The organism is Clostridium sp. YIM B02555 (genome assembly GCF_022320955.1).
GTDB classification, from domain to species: Bacteria; Bacillota; Clostridia; order Clostridiales; family Clostridiaceae; genus Clostridium; species Clostridium saccharoperbutylacetonicum.
Genome location: NZ_JAKJJY010000040.1, coordinates 1 through 20332, shown reverse-complemented (window position 1 = coordinate 20332; position 20332 = coordinate 1). Strand labels below are relative to the sequence as shown.

The following is a 20332-nucleotide window of genomic DNA, read 5'->3' as shown; positions in this document are numbered from 1 at the left end:
TTAACAACCTTCAACAGCTCAATTTCACATGCCTGCTTCCAGAAAAATGTATCTGATTTCTAGTGTAGTGTTAAGATTATAATTTCTCTATGCATATTCCATTTATAAGTTTGATTATTAATTGGGATATCTATAATTAGAAAGTATAAATAAGACAACCTATATCTTATCTTATGAAAAGATAAGATATAGGTTGTCTTATTTTTGAATTCCATATTGTTTAGTCACAGGGTCAATAAATATAGGAAATTTAGGTGGAGAAAAAGTGAATTTTGTAAAAGTAATAAATATTATAAAGCTTAAAATTAAAGATATAATAAATACTAATGTATTCGTATTTCCATAGGTATAAATATGAAAAGCTAAGCATTGTGCAATTAAGATGCCTAGAAAAAGTGAAAATATATCGAGAAATAAAGAGTGGATGCCTAAAGCTCCAGTGTAAGTATAGTAAAAGCATACTACGATTAAAGCACTCATAATTACTGATACTAAACAACTTGTGAACCAGTTATATATATTTATTTTGCTTTCAAATAGTAAGTAACCCAAGATAAACCAAGCAAAGGTTGGATATACAGATAATTTTAAATGTTCCCAAATGCTTTCATTAACAGGTGCAAAAATTCCTATTAAAGTTGATTTGCCACTTAAATCATATGCAAAGTGCATAAAGGAGCCTAATAAAAAAATAAAAGGAATTCCTAGAAGAAACCAAATAAAAGGCTTAAAAATAGTATTATTCAATTAAGTAACCTCCATGTATAAATTTAATGCAGATGGTAAAAATTCTGGAAAGAAAGTGTTAGTGAAAGAATAGTGCTAGTGAAAATCTTATATTATAAATATATTTAAAGGAGAAAAATTATATGTCAAACCCAATATGATTTTTAATTATTATTATTAAAAAATAAAATAATTAAATTTAAATTGTTTATGAGTTATGGTGAAAAGTATTATAAACAAAGGACTGGGGAGATTGTTAAAATAAACACAAAGTATTCTTAATTAACAAAATACCTTTTAAAGTTGCTTAATATTTTAAATTTTCAGACAAAATGATATTATCTAGTTACACCAAACACAACAACAAAATATTAAATGTAAATGTTTAAATATAGAGGAGATGTTTTAAATGAATTATTTTGAAGAAAGTTTAAAATTACATGAAGAGAAGCAAGGAAAAATTTCGGTTACATCAAAAGTTAAAGTTGAAACTAGGGATGATTTAAGCTTAGCATATACACCAGGAGTTGCAGAACCTTGTAGAAAAATTCATGAGGATCAAGAAAACGTATACAAATATACTTCAAAAGGAAATCTAGTTGCTGTAGTTACAGATGGATCAGCTGTACTAGGTCTTGGAGATATAGGGCCCATGGCTGGAATGCCCGTAATGGAAGGAAAGGCAATACTTTTTAAAGAATTTGCAGATGTAGATGCTTTCCCAATATTAGTTGATACAAAAGATGTAGATGAAATAGTTAATGTAGTTAAATTAATAGCTCCAACCTTTGGAGGAATTAATTTAGAAGATATTGGAGCACCTAGATGCTTTGAAGTTGAAGAAAAGTTAAAAAAAGTTCTTGATATACCTGTATTCCACGATGATCAACACGGGACAGCAATAGTAGTACTTGCTGGAGTAATAAATGCTCTTAAAGTAGTTGATAAGAAACTTGAAGACATAAAAGTAGTAGTAAATGGAGCTGGAGCTGCAGGAACTTCAATAGCAAAACTTTTATTATCCTCTGGAGTTAAAAATCTAATTGCTTGCGATAAAGTTGGTATTTTATATGAAGGAATAGAAAATGTAGATGATGCTAAAAAAGAATTAGCTAAAATAACTAATCCTGAAAATGTAAAGGGAAACTTAGCTGATGCATTAGTAGGAGCAGATGTATTTATAGGAGTTTCAGCACCAGGAATAGTAAGTCAGGATATGGTTAGAGCTATGAACAAAGATGCTATATTATTCGCAATGGCTAATCCAACTCCAGAAATAATGCCAGATGATGCAAAAGCAGCAGGTGCAAGAGTAATAGGAACAGGAAGATCAGATTTTCCCAATCAAATAAATAATGTATTGGCCTTCCCAGGAATATTTAGAGGTGCTCTTGATGTTAGAGCAAAAGAAATAAACGAAGAAATGAAAATAGCAGCAGCATATGCCATTGCTAATTATATTAAGGACGAAGACTTAAATGAAAATAACGTAATTCCAAGTGCATTAGATAAAAATGTAGCTGCAAAAGTTGCAGAAGCAATAGCTAAGGCTGCTAAAGAAAGCGGAGTAGCAAGAATATAGTTAAATTATAGGAGGTATAATTATGCAAATTCCAATTAAGAAAACCCTTGATAAAATCCCAGGTGGTATGATGGTAGTTCCATTATTTCTAGGAGTATTGGTTAATACATTTTGTCCACAAGTATTAAAAATAGGTGGTTTCACAACAGCATTATTTAGTTCAACGGCATCATCAACAATTTTAGCTTGTTTCATGTTTTTAATCGGTTCACAAATTAACTTTAAATTAGCACCAAAAGCTATAAAGAAAGGTGCAATATTAATCTCAGGAAAATTTATAGTTGGAGCTGGTATTGGTATAATAATTGGTAAAGTTTTTGGACCAGCAGGAGTATTAGGTTTATCACCATTAGCAATACTTGCAGCTCTAACAAATTGTAATGGGGGCTTATATGCTTCTCTAGCTTCACAATATGGTGATGAAACAGATGTAGGTGCTTATGCATTATTATCTTTAAAAGACGGCCCATTCTTCACATTAGTTGCATTAGGTGCATCAGGCCTTGCTCAAGTTCCTTTTATGGCACTTGTAGCAGTAATGGTACCAATAGTAATAGGTATGATTTTAGGAAATTTAGATCCAGATATGAGAAAATTCCTTGGAAGCAGTAAGATGTTATTAATCCCATTCTTTTCATTCCCATTAGGTGCAGGGATGAATCTTTCAACTATAATAACAGCCGGTGGTCCTGGTATCTTATTAGGAATAATAGCAGCATTTACAGGAATAGGAGCATATGTATTACTTAAGATCTTTAAAGAAGAACCTATTATTGGTTTAGCAACTGGATCAACTGCAGGAAATGCGGTTGCAACACCAGCAGCAGTTGCAGCAGCAGATCCAACATTAGCAGTTGTAGCTACAGTTGCTACTGCTCAAGTTGCAGCAGCTTGTGTAGTATCGGCTATAGTATGCCCATTCATTGTATCGTATGCTTTTAAAATAATTAATAAGAAGAAAGCTGAAAAATTAAATACTGAAATGGCAGCTTAGCTTAAAGCATAACAATAGTGTAGAAATATAGATATCCAACGCGAGAATTAAACTTATGCAATAATTACCGAAATATGATACATTTATCTTCTGCAAGACTAGTGAAATCTTCGCTGGAATGTTCTAAATGTGGGCTAGTCATCATTTCAGCGTGTTCCAGATGTAGAATCTTGACAAGCTGTAAATGAAACAAGCCCCCATTAAGAACCTTCATCAGCTCAATTTCACATGCCTGCTCCAGAAAAAATGTATCATATTTCTAGTGAAATGTTGTAATTATAATTTCTCAATTAATCATACTTATTATATTTATAAGTTCGACTATTATTAATATTATTATAATAAAATATACACCTTATTATGGCTTAGGATACTTATTCTAAGCCATAAAGTTTGTATTAATTTAGATATGTTGAAAAAAGAATTGTTAAAGATTTCTAAAAGAAAACAATAATCTATGAGCATTGAGTACTTAACATTGATAATTGTAATATTTATGTTGCAATAGTAATTCCGCATTACTAATTCAAGAAATCCTGTAAGGAAAAGTGAGAATCGAAATTTCATATTTCGTTATTCGAACTTTCTCTGTGAGCTTCAACCATAACTATAAATTGTAAATTGCAATATCTATTTTTTTTAGCATCAGATAATAGTTTTTATTGTATAAAATCTTATACTTATAGTATTATAAAACTAGAAAACTACTGATTGATATATTCAAATTTAAACGGATTAAGGTATAATTGGGTGGTTAAATGAAATTAAAAGGAAAAATAATATCATTTGTAATAATTATTCTTGTAATTTCTATTGGAAGCATTACAATACTTTCATTTAATGAAATGAAAAATTTGTTAAGGGATCAAATAGATAGAAATATGCTGAATATTGCTGATTCTTTTGCATCAACTTATGAAGTAAAGGAATATTTAAAGGGAAATATAAATATTTCTAAAGATATGTTAGATGACGAAATAGAAAAGGCTCGTATTAAAACTAATGTGCAATTTATAGTTGTAATGGATATGGAGGGAATAAGATATTCGCATCCAGATAAAAGCAAGATTGGTGAAAAATTTTCTGGAGGGGATGAGGAAAGAGTTTTAAAAACTGGAGAATCATATATTTCAACAGCAAGTGGAACTTTAGGACCATCAGTAAGAGCTTTTACTCCTATTTTTGATGAAAATAATAAACAAATAGGGGCTGTAGCAGTAGGAATTTTATACAATCAATTTGATAATGAAGTATATACAAAAATGTATAAATTTATTCCTATTATAGTTATGGGACTATTTTTAGGAATCACAGGAGCAGTTGCTCTTTCTTACAACATAAAGAAGGCTATATTTGGATTAGAACCAGAAGAAATAGCCTTGAATTTAAAGCAAAAAGAAATAGTTATAGAAAATATAAAAGAAGGTTTAGTAGCTGTTGATCGTAAAGGACATATAACTTTATTTAATGAAGAAGCAAGTAAAATTTTGGAATTAGATAAAAATGATATAGGTAATCATATATCAAAATATACATATGAAAGTATTGTGGATATGGTGTTACAAAGTGGAGAACCACAAAATAACATTGAAGTTAAGGTACGTCCAGGCTTAAATATAATATGTAAGTATAGTCCTATACGGGGAATTAAAAATGAAATTTTAGGGTTGGTTATAACCTTTGAAGATTTAACTGAAGTTCGTAAAATGGCGGAAGAACTCACAGGCATTAAAAAAATGGCATGGGCTTTAAGGGCGCAAAATCATGAATTTATGAATAAATTACATACAATTTCAGGACTAGTTCAATTAGAAGAATATGATGAAGTAATTAAATATATTAATGTAATATCAACAAGCAAAAAGAGTATAACAAATATAATTTCTGATAAAATAAAAGATGTATCTCTTGCTGCACTAATATTATCAAAGTATAGTAAATGCGAAGAAGCAAGAATTAATTTAATAATAGATGAAAGTTCAAGACTGGATAAATTACCAGAATATATGACTTCAGATGAATTGGTGTCTATTATTGGTAATTTAATTGAAAATTCGATAGAGGCTGTTAAGAATGATGGAACTGGTGAAATATATACAAAAGTACGTCAAGAAGATAGTGTTCTTGAAATTATTATAAAAGATAATGGTATAGGTATACCAGAAGATATTAGAGATTCCATTTACCAAATAGGCGTTTCTAGCAAAAAGGGTAGCCGAGGTTTTGGTCTGTTTATAGTTAAAAGAATTATTAACGAAGCAATGGGAACTATAAATTTTACAGTTAATAATGGTACTGAGTGGAAAATAACTATACCAATGCAAAGGAGCTAAATATATGATTAAGACAATGATTGTTGAAGACGATCCAATGGTTAGGGATATAAATTCAAAATTTTTAAATAAAGTAAAAGGATTTACATTAAAGAAAGCAGCAGCAAATCTTACTGAAGCCAAAGAATTTATCCTACAAAATGAAATTGATTTAATTCTTTTAGATGTTTATCTTCCTAATGAAAACGGTATAGATTTTTTGAAGTGGTTAAGATCTAATGAAATAGCTTCAGATGTAATACTCATTACTGCTGATAAAAGTGTTGAAAGAGTTAGAGAAGCATTTAGATATGGTGGAGTTGATTATTTAATAAAGCCTTTCACCTTTGAAAGGTTTAACGAATCACTTAGTGCCTTTAGAGAAAAACTTAATAGTTATAAAAGCAATGAAACCCTTGAACAAATAGAACTAGATAAGTTAATTTTAAATAGTAAATCAAGTGAAATAATCGAAGATGAATTAGAAAATAATTTAGAAAAAGGGTTAAATAAATATACATATAATTCAATAATAAATGAACTGAATTCTACAGAAGCCGAATATGTTACAACTGAAGAAGTATCTGAAAAGCTTCGTATAGCTAAAGTTACAGTTAGAAAATATCTTGATTATATGAGTAAACAAGAAAAATTAGAGAAGATTATAGAATATGGTAGAGTTGGTAGGCCGTTATATAAATATAAAATTAAAAATTTATAATATAGATATCAAAGCGCAGAATTATAATCGTAACACTAAACTAGAAATTATATACATATTAGTCCGCTGGAGTAAATATGTATATAATTTTGTTAAGTTTTGCACAGTCTAATTCTTGCTTTAGATCTCTATGTTTCAATGATAAATTGTTTTGTTTTCCCCATTTTGTATGCAAGTTTGATGATAGATATTTCATCTTCTGTAAGATCTCTATTATATATTTTTTTAAATTGATTTAATAAAGCCTCTGTATTAATTTTTTCCTTTGGTTTAGATATCCTCCTTTTAGATGGGGAGGGAGAATAGGTTGAAGGATTTAATCCAGTATCATAAATTGATTTAAAGACTTCAGTAGTGTAATAAGCATCATTAAATGCATCGTGAAAATCGCCATAAATAGGTATATCTAAAAGTTCAATTGAACTTTTTAACCCAATCTTAGATTTTTTTGGAGCATTTAGATGTATTGATGCATATTTTTGAATATCAATATATTTTGAAAATTTTGAGCAAGATAAATTGTGAAATTTTACATTTCTAATTAACTCTTTTATATCATTAACTCCCCATACACAGAATATAAATTCTTCATTTCCAATAAAGTTAAGAAAATCATCATAGACATCGATAAAAGATTTACATAAAGCTACTTTCTCATCAGTGATTTTTGTTAAACTTACAATATATGGATGAATGGATTCATATAAAGTTGGTTTAATTAAGGAATTGAATGTTGATATAGTTGTTAATGATTCATTAAGCTTTAAAGCTCCAATTTGTATTATTTCAAAGGGCATATTAGCATCGTTAGATTTTGTCTCAATATCATTTTCGCTTATAGAAGTATTATTTTTTTGATTAAATTCTAAATCATATATTATATAATTCACTTTATCACCTGCTTATTATTCTGAGAATATTATTATTTTTAGTTATAGATATCCAAATTAATACTCAAACTTATAAATGGAATATGTATGCATTATCAAGAAATTATAATCGTAACACCACACTAGAAATCATATACATTTTTCTGGAAGCAGGCATGTGAAATTGAGCTGATGATGGTTATTAGTGGAAGGTTGTTTCATTTTCTGCTTGTCATAAATTTACTTTAGGAACATGCAGAAATGGGTGCAACCTTCCACTTAGAACCTTCCAGCGAAAATTTCACTAGTCCTGTGGAAGATAAATGTATCTGATTTTGGTAATTGTTGCATAAGTCTAATTCTCGCTTTGGACATCTATATGTTTACTTATTTATATTATACCAAAAAGCTGCATCAATAATTATGATCATTGTTTTTGTTTTGAAAAAACGTAGCCTTTAAGATGCTCATTTCATATTATTTAAATATAACTAATTTAATAAGGAAGATTCTATGTTAAAAACAGTGGTAGAACCAATAAAAATATTATTAAGAACAAAAATAAATAAATTTGGATTTAAAAATAGTGTAGCAAAAAAGTCTGAGTATACTGAGAAAGCGAGAGAAGTATGGGAATTAATTGATAAAGATTTTGGTATTTCTACGACCATAGAGAATGTCTTGAAATTAAAAATAGATAAGTTTGAACAAGTATTAATAAAAAAGTTTCCAGAATTAAATTCTCAGGAGATTGAGAAGATTAAGAATAGTATAATTGTAGATAGTAATTTGGGTAAAACTATAGAATTAGGTAAAACTAATGCGCTAAAACAATTGCAAGAAATTACAATTAAATTAAAAGAAGAAAACAAAAAGTTAAAGGTAGAATTAAATAAAATTAAAGAAGTATTACCTTTAGGGAAAGATATTAAATTAAAGTCTAGTAATGAAGAATCTGATGAAAAAAAATAAAAGTATATGTAAATAAGAAAAGGGAAGGAGTGAAATCCAAGCCCTTTTCCATCAAAATAATAATTTTCTATTAAAAATGGAAATTTTTAAAGGAATATATAGTTATGTGTAGAACAATAAACTAAGAGAATAATTTTATATTTTTATTGTGTAAGGGTGGAAGGTAGTAAGAGTAATTTATGATTAAGGTAAGGTTGTACTAAGGAAAAAATATTAATAAATACTGACAATTAGGAGGAATTTTAGTGAATAGAGGAATTGTTTTATTTGCAACTGACGATGAAAATATCATTAGAAATGTTGAAGAAAAAATATCATTATCTAAAACTGAATGTAACATAATTAAGGATACAAGCAAAATATTTATTGAACACCTATTTCGAATCATTGAAAAAGGAAATAGTGGGTATAATAATCTTGATTGTGAATTTGAAAAAGGTTTTTTTAAGACTTACTATGAAAACATAAGTGCGGAAGTGGTTGAACTAAACGTTAATGATTTTTTAGCAGCACTTTTTTCAGCTATTACAACTTATAATAAAAATATTGAAATTGAAAAAGAAATTACATTACCTGATAATCATAAATTTAAAATAAATAAGGCACTAGTTGAATCATTCTTAAAGCACATATTTTTATTTTGTATAAATTCTAATGACAATTACGTAGTAAAAATTAATAGTGGCATAAATTATGTCGTAAATAAAGAAATAGTTAATTTTATAGTTAATATAGCTGATAAAACAAATGAAAAATCAAGTTTAAATAGTAGCATTAGTAATTTAACATCAGATAATATAGAATTTATTAATGTTTTTATGAATCAATTACTTGAATCTTACAATGGGAAATTTAGAATTAATAAAATTGATGCGAAGTTAACAATTGAAATGCATTTAATTAAGACTGTAGAAAAATAGTTAGTACCATAGGTATATATGTATACTTAAAAAATATATTAAATATATAGGTTGAAATAGTCTGAGTTATTATATTTATCAGACTATTTTTGCTAAATAACGGAATTATTTATATACAATCAATTTTATATGGTATAATAGTTATTGTTGATTAAAATAGTATCAAATATTTTAGGTGATACAACAACTTAGGAGGGAAACTAATTTTATTATGATTATTTTAATAAATGTTATCATTGTAATTTTTTTGGTATTTATGAATGGGTTTTTCGTAGCTACAGAATTTGCAATGGTAAAGGTCAGAAAGTCTAGAGTTGAGACATTAGCTTTAGATGGTAACAAAAATGCAAAATACACTTTGAAAATTGTAAAAGATTTAAATTCATATTTATCAGCATGTCAGCTAGGAATAACTTTGGCATCGTTAGGCTTAGGTTGGGTTGGAGAACCAGCATTTGCAGATATGTTGAGACCATTGATTAACTTATTTAATTTGCCTGAAATTACATTACATTCAATAGCAGTTGTTTTAGGCTTTTCAATTATTACTGGACTTCATATTGTTCTTGGGGAGTTAGTACCTAAATCATTAGCTATTATAAGTGCTGAGAAGATTGCGTTATATACAGCATTACCACTTATAGGATTTTATAAAATTACTTATCCAATAATGTGGAGTTTTAATCATAGTACTAATTTAGTGCTTAAAATATTTGGAATATCGCAAGTTGATGAACAGGAAGCTGCTCATACAGATGAAGAAATAAAACTTCTTGTTGAAGATAGTTATAAACATGGATTGATTGATCAAACAGAATTAACCTTTGTTGATAATATATTTGATTTTTCAGAAAAAACTGTAAGAGAAATTATGATACCTCGTACTGATATGGCATGTGTTTTTATTGAAGATTCTTTTGAAGAAATAATAAAGTATGTTTTAGAAGAACAATTAACAAGGTATCCTATTTGCAAAGATAGTAAAGACAATGTTATTGGGTTTATACATATTAAAGATTTGTTCAAATTGAAAATTGAAGGAAATGAAAATATAGAAGGAATTATTCGAGAAATAAAATTTGTACCAGAATCATTATCAATAAGTGAATTATTTACAGCATTTAAAGAAGAAAAAGCACAAATGGCAATAATTATTGATGAATTTGGTGGAACCTCAGGACTCGTAACTACCGAAGATATTTTAGAAGAAATTGTTGGTGAAATTCAAGATGAATTTGATGACGATGGAGAAGAGGATATTATTCAAACAGAAAATGGTAGTTATGTGGTTGATGGAAAAGTAATTTTAAGTGATATAAACGAATTATTGGAAACAGATATTCAAGATGAAAATATAGATACAATTGGAGGATGGATATATTTTCAATTAGGATCTTATCCAAAAGTTAAGCAAAAATTCACATATGAGAATTATGAATTTATTATTTTAAAGTGTGATAGAAAAAGAATTAGTAAAATCTTGATTAAAAAGATAGCAGAATAATTTAAAATACCCTTTACTTTGATTTATAAAAGTAAAGGGTATTTTTTTATAAATATATTAATTGGTACTTACATGTTTATCTTTTGCCAATATAATTGTTGAAATTAATATAAGAGAACTACCTATTAATAAGGTGAAGGTGAGCTTTTCATCAAGAAGTAATGATCCTAAAAGGATACTAACTACAGGTTCAAAAGTCCCTAGTATAGATGAAGAGGAAACTCCTATTAGCTTTATTGCTTTTAAAAGTAAAATAATTGATAGTATTGTTGATATTATAGAAATACCTAAGTAGCAGCTAATAGCCTTAAAATTAAAGTTAATAATTATAGTATTTGTAAACAATCCATAAATAATCATTCCTATTGTTGAACCAATACAAACATACATTGTTGTAATACTATTGCTTAAGTTTTTAATAGATTTTAGATTAAGAACTATCATTGTAAGTCCATATGATATTCCAGAAAATAAAGCTAAAGAAATACCTAAAATATTTAGGCTGTTATTCTTAAAAGCAACTAATGAATATATACCTATTGCTGCTAGAAGCAAAGATATAATTTTTTTGTTGCTCATTTTGTTTTTAAATAATATAAATCCCAACACACAAACTACAACAGGATATATAAAATGTAGAGTAGTTGCAAGGCCAGCCCCTAAATAACTATAAGAGATAAATAGAGTTTGAGTTGTTATAGTATAGCCAATAATACCAATAGATATCAGCAACAGAACTTGTTTATTACCCACTTTAATTTTAATATTCCTAAATTTTAAATATAAAAATAAAATTAATGATGAAATTAGAAATCTAAAAATCAAAACAGTTGTTGGATTAGAGCCATTAGCATAAGCTATCCTTGCTAAAATTGGCATTATTCCAAATGCTGTTGACGATAAAAGTGCATAAATTATTCCTTTATAATTGTTCAAAAAATTGTCCCCCTTTGGACGCAAATATTTAGTTGTACGATTTTTGGGCACATAAAATTAAAAAGCCAATTAGAGACAGCTTTTTAATAATACATTTGTAATTAGAACCCACTACATTATAGCATAGAGAAATATAAAAACTAGTGAAAGATAGAAAATTTAAAATCATAATAATGCTCTGAAAATTACTTCTGAACTTTCAGTTTATACATGTGTTATTTTTATTGTGTTTGCTAAATGATAAACATAATAAATATAAGTTTGTAGATTAGTAGACATGTATAAGTATTTGATGTATAATAAGTGAGAAGATACAGCAGAATTTGAAAGGAGAAATTATTGTGGAAACCATAAAAAGATTTTTAGATGATGAGGGGAAAATAAAGATTTGGCCAAAAAAGAAGGAGTTAAAAATTGAAATATTGAAATACTTAAGTACTAAGTTTGAATATGATAAAAATTACGTTGAAAAAGAGGTAAATGTTATAATTGAAAAATGGCATACCTTTAATGACTTCTTTTTACTTAGAAGAGGCATGATTGATTATAAATTCCTATGTAGGACCAGAGATGGAAGTAATTATTGGAGAAACAGGGAGGAATAATTAAATTAAAAAATTGGAAAAGTTTAAAGTTTTGGCATTGTTGTGGATTCAATAATATTACTAAAGTTAGTATAAAAGGTGAATTGCTAGATGAAGGTTATGCTTGTATTGAACTTGAAAAAGCAGTTTCAAGGGGTAGTGATATTAAACCTTAGAAAAATTTACAATATAAATATGGGAGCAAATAATTATGATGGCTTTAGAAAGTGAAAGATTAATTTTAAGAGGATGGTATATATCAGACTTAGATGATTTACATGAATTTACCTCGAATAAAAAAGTTGCTGATTTAGCTGGGTTCAAAGTTAGAAACAATAAAGAGGAAAGTTTGCAGCTTTTGCAAAGATTTATTATTGATTCTAATGACTCATTGTGGGCAATTGAATTAAAAGAATCAAATAAAGTAATTGGATGGATTGAAGTACATGAGCCGGTGGAAAAAACTTTTATTAATTCTAAGGAAATAGGTGCAACATTATCAGAGAAATATTGGGGACAAGCTTTAATTCCAGAGGCAATTAAACAAGTTTGTAGCTATTTATTTATTGAAGAAAAAATGAGTATAGTTGTATGGTCACATTATGTATATAATATTCAATCTGAGAAAGTAATAATTAAAGCTGGGTTTAAATTATATTTAGAAGAGAATAATAAAAAATATTATTATATGCATTCTAATTATCAATGATCAATTAATGTTGATTTTCTTTGGAAATCTGCAAGTTTTGAATAATACTTTTGGGAACATATAAATCAATATGGCCTTGATTAAGGATGAAATAAAGTACGGATTGTATAGATATCCAATTTAAGAGTTTTACTTATAAATAGAATATGTATATACTCTTGAGAAATTAAAATTACAAAACTATACTAGAAATTAGATACATATTTGTGCAAGCGGCATATGAAATTAAGCTGTGATGATTATTAAGCAGAGAACCCAAATCTGTGATTTGGTGTGAATCGCTTACTCAGCGAACGAACGTGAGTCGAGTTTCCTCTATGGGTTGTTCCACTTTCTGCTTGTCATAAATTTACTTTAGGAACATGCAGAAATGGGTGCAACCTTCCACTTAGAACCCATCCAGCGAAAATTTCATAAGTCCGCTGTAATAAATATGTGTTTAATTTCGGTAAGTTTCGCATATGTCTAATTCTCGCTTTGGATATCTATATTCTAAACATCTTTTATTGGTTGAAATACATATAATTCACAATAATCATCTTTTGATATAGAATTATCAATATATTCAAATCTAAAAGTATCAGCAAATTCATAGCCTGATTTAAAAATCCATTTTCTATATAATTGAACTAAGATACGTCCTAAATGACGATTGTTAAGATTGTCTGGACGAAAGAATCCAACAAAGCGAAATACCACATATTTATGAGCTGGGATTGAAATACATGTCATTCCCTTTGGAACATTATTTAAATCTGTTACTTGTATACTTGGAATATAGTATATAAATCCATCACTGCTCCAATCTGTGAAGCCAAAATACTCTTCAGTTTGTATTGCATTTGGAATTTTATTTTTATGATTATAAAAGAAATCTCTTCCATATGCATTTGCACTTCTGTCTCCAGATTTACTCATTATCTTATATTTAATACCAACCAAATTAAATTTCTGTTTAAATACAAAATATGGTGTATAGGTAACTGAATTACCAAAAGATAAAATATCATTTGTATTAATTTTTTCAGTTAAAACTAAGCTCAAGGAAGTTTTGTCTGATCTTACCTTTAATGGAGTACATCCAAAAACCTTTTTAAAGGCACGAATATATGACTGTTCATAATCGAAGCCATAATCTAAGGCAATATCAATTATTCTCATATTAGAATTTATAAGTTCAGTTATGCTTGAGGTTAGCTTACGACCTTGAACATATTCTATAATAGATTGTCCTGTTAGAGATTTAAAAATTCTATGAAGATAATATTTTGATAATCCAGTATGCATAGATATATCATCTAAGGAAATCTTATTATAGAGATTTTCTTCAATATAATTTACTGTTTCAATAATAGTTTCTTTTAAATCTTTCATAAATTTAAACACCTTTTCTAATAATAAAAAGCAATATCTGTTCATTTTAATAAATAATTTGCATGTAAAATTACATTGAAAGACAGTACAGAATCATTTAATTTATTATAGTCATTAATTAGATTAAAGTAAATACTATGTGAATTAGAAAAAATATACTTATTATAAATAGGAGGATTTTAAATGAATAGAAGAGTTGTTATAACAGCCATGGGAGCAGTTACAGCATTAGGGGTAGGTGCAGATAAACTTTGGGATTCAATAAGAAGTGGAAAATCTGGTGTAAGTTTAATTGAAAGAGTAGATGTTTCGGATATGCCAACAAAGGTTGCATCAGAAGTAAAAGATTTCGACCCAAGTGATTTTATTGATAAAAAAGAAATTAAAAGGATGGATAGATTTTCACAATTTGCTGTAGTAGCAGCCCAATTGGCTATGGATCAATCACAACTTAATTTAGATAAAGTTAATAAGGAACGAATTGGTGTAATAATTGGTAGTGGAATAGGTGGAATTGAAACTTTAGAAAGTCAATATGAACAGCTATCTGAAAAAGGGCCTCGTAGAGTAAGTCCATTTTTAGTTCCTATGATGATTGGAAATATGGCTTCAGGACTTGTTGCTATAAGATTTGGGGTGAAAGGTTTTAATGAATGTACTATTACAGCTTGTGCAACTTCTACAAATTCTATCGGGGATGCCTTTAAGGTAATTCAAAGGAATGATGCAGACATAATGATTGCAGGAGGGGCAGAAGCATGTGTTACAAGGCTTACTTTAGCTGGTTTTTGTGCAAGTAAAGCAATGACAACAAACCCAGATCCTAAAACTGCAAGCAGACCATTTGATGTCGATAGAGATGGCTTTGTTCTTGGAGAAGGTTCTGGCGTGTTAATACTTGAAGAACTTGAGCATGCATTGAGTAGAGGAGCTGAAATTATTGCAGAGCTTGTTGGTTATGGTTGTACAAATGATGCATATCATATAACTTCACCAGCTGAAGGGGGAGAAGGTGCTGCAAGATGTATGAAGCTTGCAATCGAAGATGCTAAAATTAATCCTTCTGAAGTTGGATATATAAATGCTCATGGTACGTCTACAACAGCAAATGATAAAAATGAAACTGCAGCCATAAAATCTGTTTTTGGTAAGTATGCATATGAACTTCCAATTAGTTCAACGAAATCCATGACTGGACATTTGCTTGGGGCATCTGGAGCTATTGAAGCAATAATTACAGCTTCAGCTCTAAGAGATAGGTTCATACCGCCAACAATAAATTATAAAAATAAAGATGCTGAATGTGATTTGAATTATGTACCTAATGAAGGAATAAACTCAGACTTTACTTATGCATTAAGCAACTCTTTTGGATTTGGCGGACATAATGCAACATTGGTGTTAAAAGCATATAAATAAAATAATCATTTGTTAAATTAGAAACTGCATTAAGGCATAGAAACTTTAGTGCAGTTTTTATTGTTGTTATTATGATAAGATAATATTGGAAGTTTAACTTTTTATTATAAAAATTGTATACATTTTGGTGTTTCAATTGTCTTATTAATAGGAACTAAAAATAAAAGGAGGAAAGATGGACAAGAACTTAATTATAGAATTATATAATAAACAATTTAAAATAATATGCTTGTATTTAATTAAGTGTGGTTGCTCAAGTAGTGATGCAGAGGACATAGTTCATGATAGTTTTATTAAGGCTATTGAATATATGGAATGTGTTGAGATTCAAAGTCTTTCTTCATGGTTATTTAAGGTTTGCATGAATAATTATAAAAATAAGGTTAAACGGGGAAAGATAATTGAGCTAGTTTCAGTAAATGAGGAAAAGTTTAAGGATCAGCTAGTAGAAGAGTGTAATATTGAACAAAAGATAATAGATAGAGAGGTTTATCAAAAAATAATAGCTGTTTTGAATAAATTAAAGGAAGAAGAAAAATATCTTTTGATTATGAAATATGATATGGATTTAAGTTATAGAGAAATTGCATTGTTAATTGGTTCAAATGAAAATACAATAAAAACCTATTTATTTAGAGCAAGAAATAAATTTAAAAAAGAATGGGGGAAATTACATGAATAATATAGAGGATGCTTTTAATGATAAGAAAATAAAAAAGGCTGTTAGAAAAGCTAAATTAAAATTGACTTTGAAAATAGTGATAATATCAACTTTAGTTTTTATCATAGGAAGTTATTTGAATTTTAAAATATTTATAAATTACAGTGAGAAAGCTTATGAAGAAAATGAAGCAATCGTTCAATTATCTGTACCTAATGGGTATATAAGTGAATCTAATGACATATGCGGATTTTTAGGTGGAAGTGGTAACTATAAGGTTGCAAAAGATATAGGCGGAAAAACTATAATTTTAAAAGATGGAATTTCATTATTTGGATTGATTCCACCGATGAATTATTCTAGAGGTCAAGGAGGAGGCTATCATGTAGCTGGTGAATGGCCTGTATCACTTTGGGAATATGGTTATAAAAAAATGAGATTTTTCCATCCAGAGATAAAGTACAAAGAATATCAAAATGATATAGGAAATATTGAAAGTATGCCTGATGGAAAGATTATTGAGATGGGAATATCGTTTAATAAGCCATATAGTATTCATGAAATGGATATAATACAAAATGAATTTAAAGATGTTAAAGTAACTTGGGCATGGTTAGATGAATTTGAAGATAAAAAATTAGAGGAATTAAATAAAGAAGCAAAGGAAAATGATGGTAAGGCAAGCGGGATATATGAAAATGAAATAGTTGGAATAGGAATAGATGATAAATATATCGTGGATTACGATAAGGAATATGATGAGTTACTAAATAATCTAAATAAAAGTAGTTATCATACTTATAAAAATTTATATACTGAAATTATGAAAAGAGGAAAAACAACAGCAGACAAGGCTAAAGTTTTAGGTGTGGTAGTTCAAGGAACAAAAGAAGATTTAAGCAAGCTTAAAGGAAATTCAAGAATTAAGGCGTCTTCAATTGGAATTGTAACTGATAAACTATATTAAATTTTTATTTTGGTATAGATATCCAAATGAATAATCAAACTTATAAATATGTATACGCTCTTGAGAAAATAAAATTACAACACTACACTAGAAATATGATACATTTTTTCTGGAGCAGGCATGTGAAATTGAGCTGATGAAGGTTCTTAATGGGGGCTTGTTTCATTTACAGCTTGTCCAGATTTTACATCTGGAACAAGCTGAAATGACTACTAGCCCACATTTAGAACCTTCCAGCGAAAATTTCACTAGTCCTGCGGAAGATAACTGTATCATATTTCGGTAATTGTTGAATAAATCTAATTCTTGGTTTGAATATATATTTAAATAAATTGACAAAATTACTTTACAAATACAGAAGATAAAATATATACTAAATAAATGCGGTATTATACGAAAATTTTATATACTTACGTTGAGTATATATAAATGATAAAACGCCAGGATAAGGTGTTGAAAATCTTTTATGTAGTATATAAAAAAGAAAGGAGCTTATAATGATTTTCAAGGACATGTGAAATTAGCTGATATGCATAATTTACTGTTTTCTTGGTGTGTGAAAACTTTGAAATTTTCAAAATTTATAGCTAAATTATTAGCAGAGCAGATATTATTTCACGTGCTTAAATATTCATTATACAATGTGTGTAGCTATGAATGTAAATTTGGCAGAGGAACGAGAAATATTAATTGAAAAGAAGAAAGTTATACAAGAGGAGATTAAAGAGAAGAAGTTAAAATTTCAGGATGTTGGAGAGAAACTTAATAAACTCAATAAGGAAGTAAAAACTTTTAGTGAAGAAAAAGTCGCAAATGAACTTATTTTTAATCGCTTAGCTAAAGATATTGAAAAATATGAAGAAGCCTTAAGTGAACCGTATTTTGGAAGAGTAGATTTTAGAGAACATAGAAGCTTTACAGAAAGTATTTACGTTGGAAAGAAAGGTATAAGCAATAGTAAAGATGGAGAAGAGATCGTTGTAGATTGGAGAGCACCAGTTGCAGATCTTTATTATAGTGGAACAGGTGGAGAGGTATACTATACAGCTCCAAAGGGAATTATTGAAGGAACATTAGAATTAAAGCGTAAGTTTTTATATAAGGATAATGATATAGAACAATTATTTGATGAAGGATTAAATGAAATAATTATAAATGGTGGAGAAGGGCAAAACTTAGTTGATGAGTTTTTAAAGATTAACCTTGAGGAGAATAGAGGTAAAAAACTTAAAGAAGTTGTTGCTACAATTCAAAAGGAACAAAATGAAATAATAAGATGGCCTAAGAATCTTCCTATAATAGTACAAGGTTCAGCTGGGTCAGGAAAAACAACAATAGCATTACATAGATTAGCATATCTTATTTATAGATACAAAGAAAATATGAAAGGAGATGAAATCTTAGTTTTAGCTCCTAACAAATTATTTCTAAACTACATTTCAGATATTTTACCTAGTCTTGGTGCAGATGAAGTAAATCAAAGCACCTTTGAAGAACTTGTTTTATCAAAGCTTAAATTAAAAGAAAAAATATATAATAAAGATGAAAAAATAATGAAAATTATTGAAGAAAAAGATGAACATAAGAAAAAGCTTATTGTAAATTCTAGTAAAGTTAAGGGTACATTATTATTTAAGACTATGCTTGATAGATATCTAGCCTTAATTGAGAAAGATACCATTAGTATTGAGGATATCAAAATTGGAAATGAGATATTATTTGATAAAAAGGAAATTAAAAGGCTGTACTTTAAGGACTTGAAGAATTATCCAATAAATAAAAGAAAAAATGAAATAAAGAAATATTTGAACTTAAAGCTAAAGGGAAGAACCGAAGAATTATTAATAGATATAGATAATCAATGGGAAATAAAAATTCGTGAAATAAGAAATAGAGATAAAGATTCTGAGGAAAGAAGAAAAGTTCTTATTAAGCTTTATGAAGAAAGAGATAAAATAAAATCTGATGTAAAGAATAATGGCAAGAAAGAATTTAATAATTACTTTAAAGAATGGAAAGATATAAACTCAAAGGACATTTATTATAATTTCTATAATAATGAATTGTTTGAAGAAGCGACTGGAGGTAAAATACCTAAAGTCTTAGCAGATTATATGAAAGAAGAATTTAATAGTAATTATGAAAAAAATGTATTAGATGAAGATGATTTAGCTGCTCTAGCTTATTTAAGAATTTTACTTGAAGGAATAGAGGAAAAAGAAAGATTTGAATATATTGTAGTTGATGAAGCCCAGGATTATAGTCCATTTCAAGTTTATTTAGTCAATAGATTTGCAAAAGGCAATGCTTTGACATTAGTTGGAGACTTAGCTCAAGGTATTTATTATTACAAAGGTTTAAAAACATGGGAAGACATAACGGAGAATGTATTTGAGGGAAATGCAACTTATGTACAATTAACGCAAAGTTATAGATCAACTGTTGAAATAATTGATTTTGCTCAAAAAACCTTGAATGCCCAAAATTTAGGACTTAAAGATGCAAAACCAGTTTTAAGACATGGTAAAAAGCCGCAAATAATAAAAGTATCTAAAGACGCGGAAGTTAAGATTGCTATTGAGAAGATTATAAATGATGTTAAGGAAGAAGGGAAACGAACAATAGCTATAATAACAAAAGATGGTTTAGAGGCTAAAAAAATATATAGTTATTTAAAGAAGAGCAAATATAAATTTGAATTAGTTGAGGGAAAAGAAAAGGAATTAAAAGAAGAATTAATAGTGATACCTTCATATTTAACAAAAGGTCTGGAATTTGACTGTACAATAATTCTAAATCCTAATATAGAAAATTATAAGGAAAATATTTTAGATGAAAGACTATTATATGTATCATTGACTAGAGCACTTCATTTAGAATATATAATAGAAAAAGATGAAATTACAAAATTAATACACATATAAAAAGAGTGGCTATGCCACAATACGGAACAATTCACATATAAAAAGAGTGGCTATGCCACAATACGGAATTTTTCTGTAACTTGAAATTTATGCAACAATTACCGAAATATGATACATTTATCTTCCACAGGACTAGTGAAATTTTCGCTGGAAGGTTC

General features: G+C 28.1%; 18 protein-coding genes. 14 read left to right on the top strand and 4 right to left on the bottom strand.

The window, feature by feature from the left end; all coding sequences use genetic code 11:
- Nucleotides 1–198: 198 nt before the first annotated feature.
- Nucleotides 199–747, bottom strand: a complete 549-nt coding sequence (locus tag L3B98_RS28150) for a DUF6512 family protein (RefSeq protein ID WP_238919134.1) — start codon at nucleotides 745–747, stop codon at nucleotides 199–201.
- Nucleotides 748–1135: 388 nt separating this feature from the next.
- On the opposite strand from L3B98_RS28150, the gene L3B98_RS28145 reads away from it, so the two are divergent.
- The 4 genes from L3B98_RS28145 to L3B98_RS28130 all read left to right on the top strand — a co-directional run bounded on the left by L3B98_RS28145 (nucleotide 1136) and on the right by L3B98_RS28130 (nucleotide 6335).
- Nucleotides 1136–2308, top strand: a complete 1173-nt coding sequence (locus L3B98_RS28145; RefSeq protein ID WP_015393681.1) for a malic enzyme-like NAD(P)-binding protein — start codon at nucleotides 1136–1138, stop codon at nucleotides 2306–2308.
- 22 nt (nucleotides 2309–2330) lie between these two features.
- Nucleotides 2331–3302: a 2-keto-3-deoxygluconate permease gene (locus tag L3B98_RS28140; protein WP_015393680.1), complete on the top strand. Its 972-nt coding sequence runs from the start codon at nucleotides 2331–2333 to the stop codon at nucleotides 3300–3302.
- 758 nt (nucleotides 3303–4060) lie between these two features.
- The gene (locus L3B98_RS28135) at nucleotides 4061–5635 is read left to right on the top strand and encodes a sensor histidine kinase (RefSeq protein WP_238919133.1); all 1575 of its coding nucleotides are present in this window, start codon (nucleotides 4061–4063) and stop codon (nucleotides 5633–5635) included.
- A 4-nt stretch (nucleotides 5636–5639) separates the two neighbouring features.
- Entirely contained in the window at nucleotides 5640–6335 is a 696-nt protein-coding gene (locus tag L3B98_RS28130; protein WP_015393678.1) for a response regulator, read from the top strand.
- A gap of 128 nt (nucleotides 6336–6463) precedes the next feature.
- Here L3B98_RS28130 and L3B98_RS28125 read toward each other — a convergent pair whose 3' ends face one another.
- Nucleotides 6464–7225 carry a 3'-5' exonuclease gene (locus tag L3B98_RS28125; protein WP_077364094.1) on the bottom strand — a complete coding sequence of 254 codons (762 nt, stop codon included), beginning with the start codon at nucleotides 7223–7225 and terminating at the stop codon, nucleotides 6464–6466.
- 492 nt (nucleotides 7226–7717) lie between these two features.
- On the opposite strand from L3B98_RS28125, the gene L3B98_RS28120 reads away from it, so the two are divergent.
- The 3 genes from L3B98_RS28120 (at nucleotide 7718) to L3B98_RS28110 (ending at nucleotide 10600) form a co-directional block, all read left to right on the top strand.
- Nucleotides 7718–8176, top strand: a complete 459-nt coding sequence (locus L3B98_RS28120; RefSeq protein ID WP_238919132.1) for a hypothetical protein — start codon at nucleotides 7718–7720, stop codon at nucleotides 8174–8176.
- A gap of 245 nt (nucleotides 8177–8421) precedes the next feature.
- Nucleotides 8422–9096 carry a hypothetical protein gene (locus L3B98_RS28115; RefSeq protein ID WP_238919131.1) on the top strand — a complete coding sequence of 225 codons (675 nt, stop codon included), beginning with the start codon at nucleotides 8422–8424 and terminating at the stop codon, nucleotides 9094–9096.
- A 211-nt stretch (nucleotides 9097–9307) separates the two neighbouring features.
- Nucleotides 9308–10600, top strand: coding sequence for a hemolysin family protein (locus L3B98_RS28110; RefSeq protein WP_077364088.1), 1293 nt, complete (start codon nucleotides 9308–9310; stop codon nucleotides 10598–10600).
- A gap of 57 nt (nucleotides 10601–10657) precedes the next feature.
- Here the strand turns inward: L3B98_RS28110 and L3B98_RS28105 are convergent, their stop codons facing one another.
- Nucleotides 10658–11536, bottom strand: a complete 879-nt coding sequence (locus L3B98_RS28105) for a DMT family transporter (RefSeq protein ID WP_238919130.1) — start codon at nucleotides 11534–11536, stop codon at nucleotides 10658–10660.
- Nucleotides 11537–11877: 341 nt separating this feature from the next.
- Here L3B98_RS28105 and L3B98_RS28100 point away from each other — a divergent pair, with 341 nt between their 5' ends.
- From L3B98_RS28100 to L3B98_RS28090, 3 genes are read left to right on the top strand one after another with little or no spacing between them, the layout of a single operon-like run.
- Nucleotides 11878–12141: a DUF2087 domain-containing protein gene (locus tag L3B98_RS28100; protein WP_015393672.1), complete on the top strand. Its 264-nt coding sequence runs from the start codon at nucleotides 11878–11880 to the stop codon at nucleotides 12139–12141.
- Nucleotides 12120–12296 (top strand): hypothetical protein, encoded by a 177-nt coding sequence (locus tag L3B98_RS28095; RefSeq protein WP_238919129.1) that lies wholly within the window; start codon nucleotides 12120–12122, stop codon nucleotides 12294–12296. The genes L3B98_RS28100 and L3B98_RS28095 overlap by 22 nt, the downstream gene beginning before the upstream one ends.
- Nucleotides 12297–12331: 35 nt before the next feature.
- A complete protein-coding gene (locus tag L3B98_RS28090; protein WP_238919128.1) occupies nucleotides 12332–12829 on the top strand; it encodes a GNAT family N-acetyltransferase in 498 nt (165 codons plus the stop codon).
- Between the two features lie 492 nt (nucleotides 12830–13321).
- Here the strand turns inward: L3B98_RS28090 and L3B98_RS28085 are convergent, their stop codons facing one another.
- Nucleotides 13322–14203: an AraC family transcriptional regulator gene (locus L3B98_RS28085; RefSeq protein WP_238919127.1), complete on the bottom strand. Its 882-nt coding sequence runs from the start codon at nucleotides 14201–14203 to the stop codon at nucleotides 13322–13324.
- A 183-nt stretch (nucleotides 14204–14386) separates the two neighbouring features.
- Here L3B98_RS28085 and fabF point away from each other — a divergent pair, with 183 nt between their 5' ends.
- The 4 genes from fabF (at nucleotide 14387) to helD (ending at nucleotide 20174) form a co-directional block, all read left to right on the top strand.
- Complete coding sequence (gene fabF / locus L3B98_RS28080; RefSeq protein WP_238919126.1) at nucleotides 14387–15622, top strand: beta-ketoacyl-ACP synthase II; 1236 nt, start codon at nucleotides 14387–14389, stop codon at nucleotides 15620–15622.
- Nucleotides 15623–15797: 175 nt separating this feature from the next.
- On the top strand, nucleotides 15798–16304 hold the full coding sequence (locus L3B98_RS28075; protein ID WP_238919125.1) for an RNA polymerase sigma factor: 507 nt from the start codon (nucleotides 15798–15800) through the stop codon (nucleotides 16302–16304).
- The gene (locus L3B98_RS28070) at nucleotides 16297–17250 is read left to right on the top strand and encodes an anti sigma factor C-terminal domain-containing protein (protein WP_238919124.1); all 954 of its coding nucleotides are present in this window, start codon (nucleotides 16297–16299) and stop codon (nucleotides 17248–17250) included. Before L3B98_RS28075 ends, L3B98_RS28070 begins: the two co-directional genes overlap by 8 nt.
- A 653-nt stretch (nucleotides 17251–17903) precedes the next feature.
- Nucleotides 17904–20174, top strand: a complete 2271-nt coding sequence (gene helD / locus L3B98_RS28065; protein WP_238919123.1) for an RNA polymerase recycling motor HelD — start codon at nucleotides 17904–17906, stop codon at nucleotides 20172–20174.
- Nucleotides 20175–20332: the final 158 nt, after the last annotated feature.

What these genes read in the sequence shown, in the direction of transcription:
- L3B98_RS28145 (WP_015393681.1), top strand. Translation starts at nt 1,136, where the DNA reads ATGAATTATTTTGAAGAAAGTTTAAAATTACATGAAGAGAAGCAAGGA.
- L3B98_RS28140 (WP_015393680.1), top strand. Translation starts at nt 2,331, where the DNA reads ATGCAAATTCCAATTAAGAAAACCCTTGATAAAATCCCAGGTGGTATG.
- L3B98_RS28135 (WP_238919133.1), top strand. Translation starts at nt 4,061, where the DNA reads ATGAAATTAAAAGGAAAAATAATATCATTTGTAATAATTATTCTTGTA.
- L3B98_RS28130 (WP_015393678.1), top strand. Translation starts at nt 5,640, where the DNA reads ATGATTAAGACAATGATTGTTGAAGACGATCCAATGGTTAGGGATATA.
- L3B98_RS28120 (WP_238919132.1), top strand. Translation starts at nt 7,718, where the DNA reads ATGTTAAAAACAGTGGTAGAACCAATAAAAATATTATTAAGAACAAAA.
- L3B98_RS28110 (WP_077364088.1), top strand. Translation starts at nt 9,308, where the DNA reads ATGATTATTTTAATAAATGTTATCATTGTAATTTTTTTGGTATTTATG.
- L3B98_RS28090 (WP_238919128.1), top strand. Translation starts at nt 12,332, where the DNA reads ATGATGGCTTTAGAAAGTGAAAGATTAATTTTAAGAGGATGGTATATA.
- L3B98_RS28085 (WP_238919127.1), bottom strand. Translation starts at nt 14,203, where the DNA reads ATGAAAGATTTAAAAGAAACTATTATTGAAACAGTAAATTATATTGAA.
- fabF (WP_238919126.1), top strand. Translation starts at nt 14,387, where the DNA reads ATGAATAGAAGAGTTGTTATAACAGCCATGGGAGCAGTTACAGCATTA.
- L3B98_RS28075 (WP_238919125.1), top strand. Translation starts at nt 15,798, where the DNA reads ATGGACAAGAACTTAATTATAGAATTATATAATAAACAATTTAAAATA.
- L3B98_RS28070 (WP_238919124.1), top strand. Translation starts at nt 16,297, where the DNA reads ATGAATAATATAGAGGATGCTTTTAATGATAAGAAAATAAAAAAGGCT.
- helD (WP_238919123.1), top strand. Translation starts at nt 17,904, where the DNA reads ATGAATGTAAATTTGGCAGAGGAACGAGAAATATTAATTGAAAAGAAG.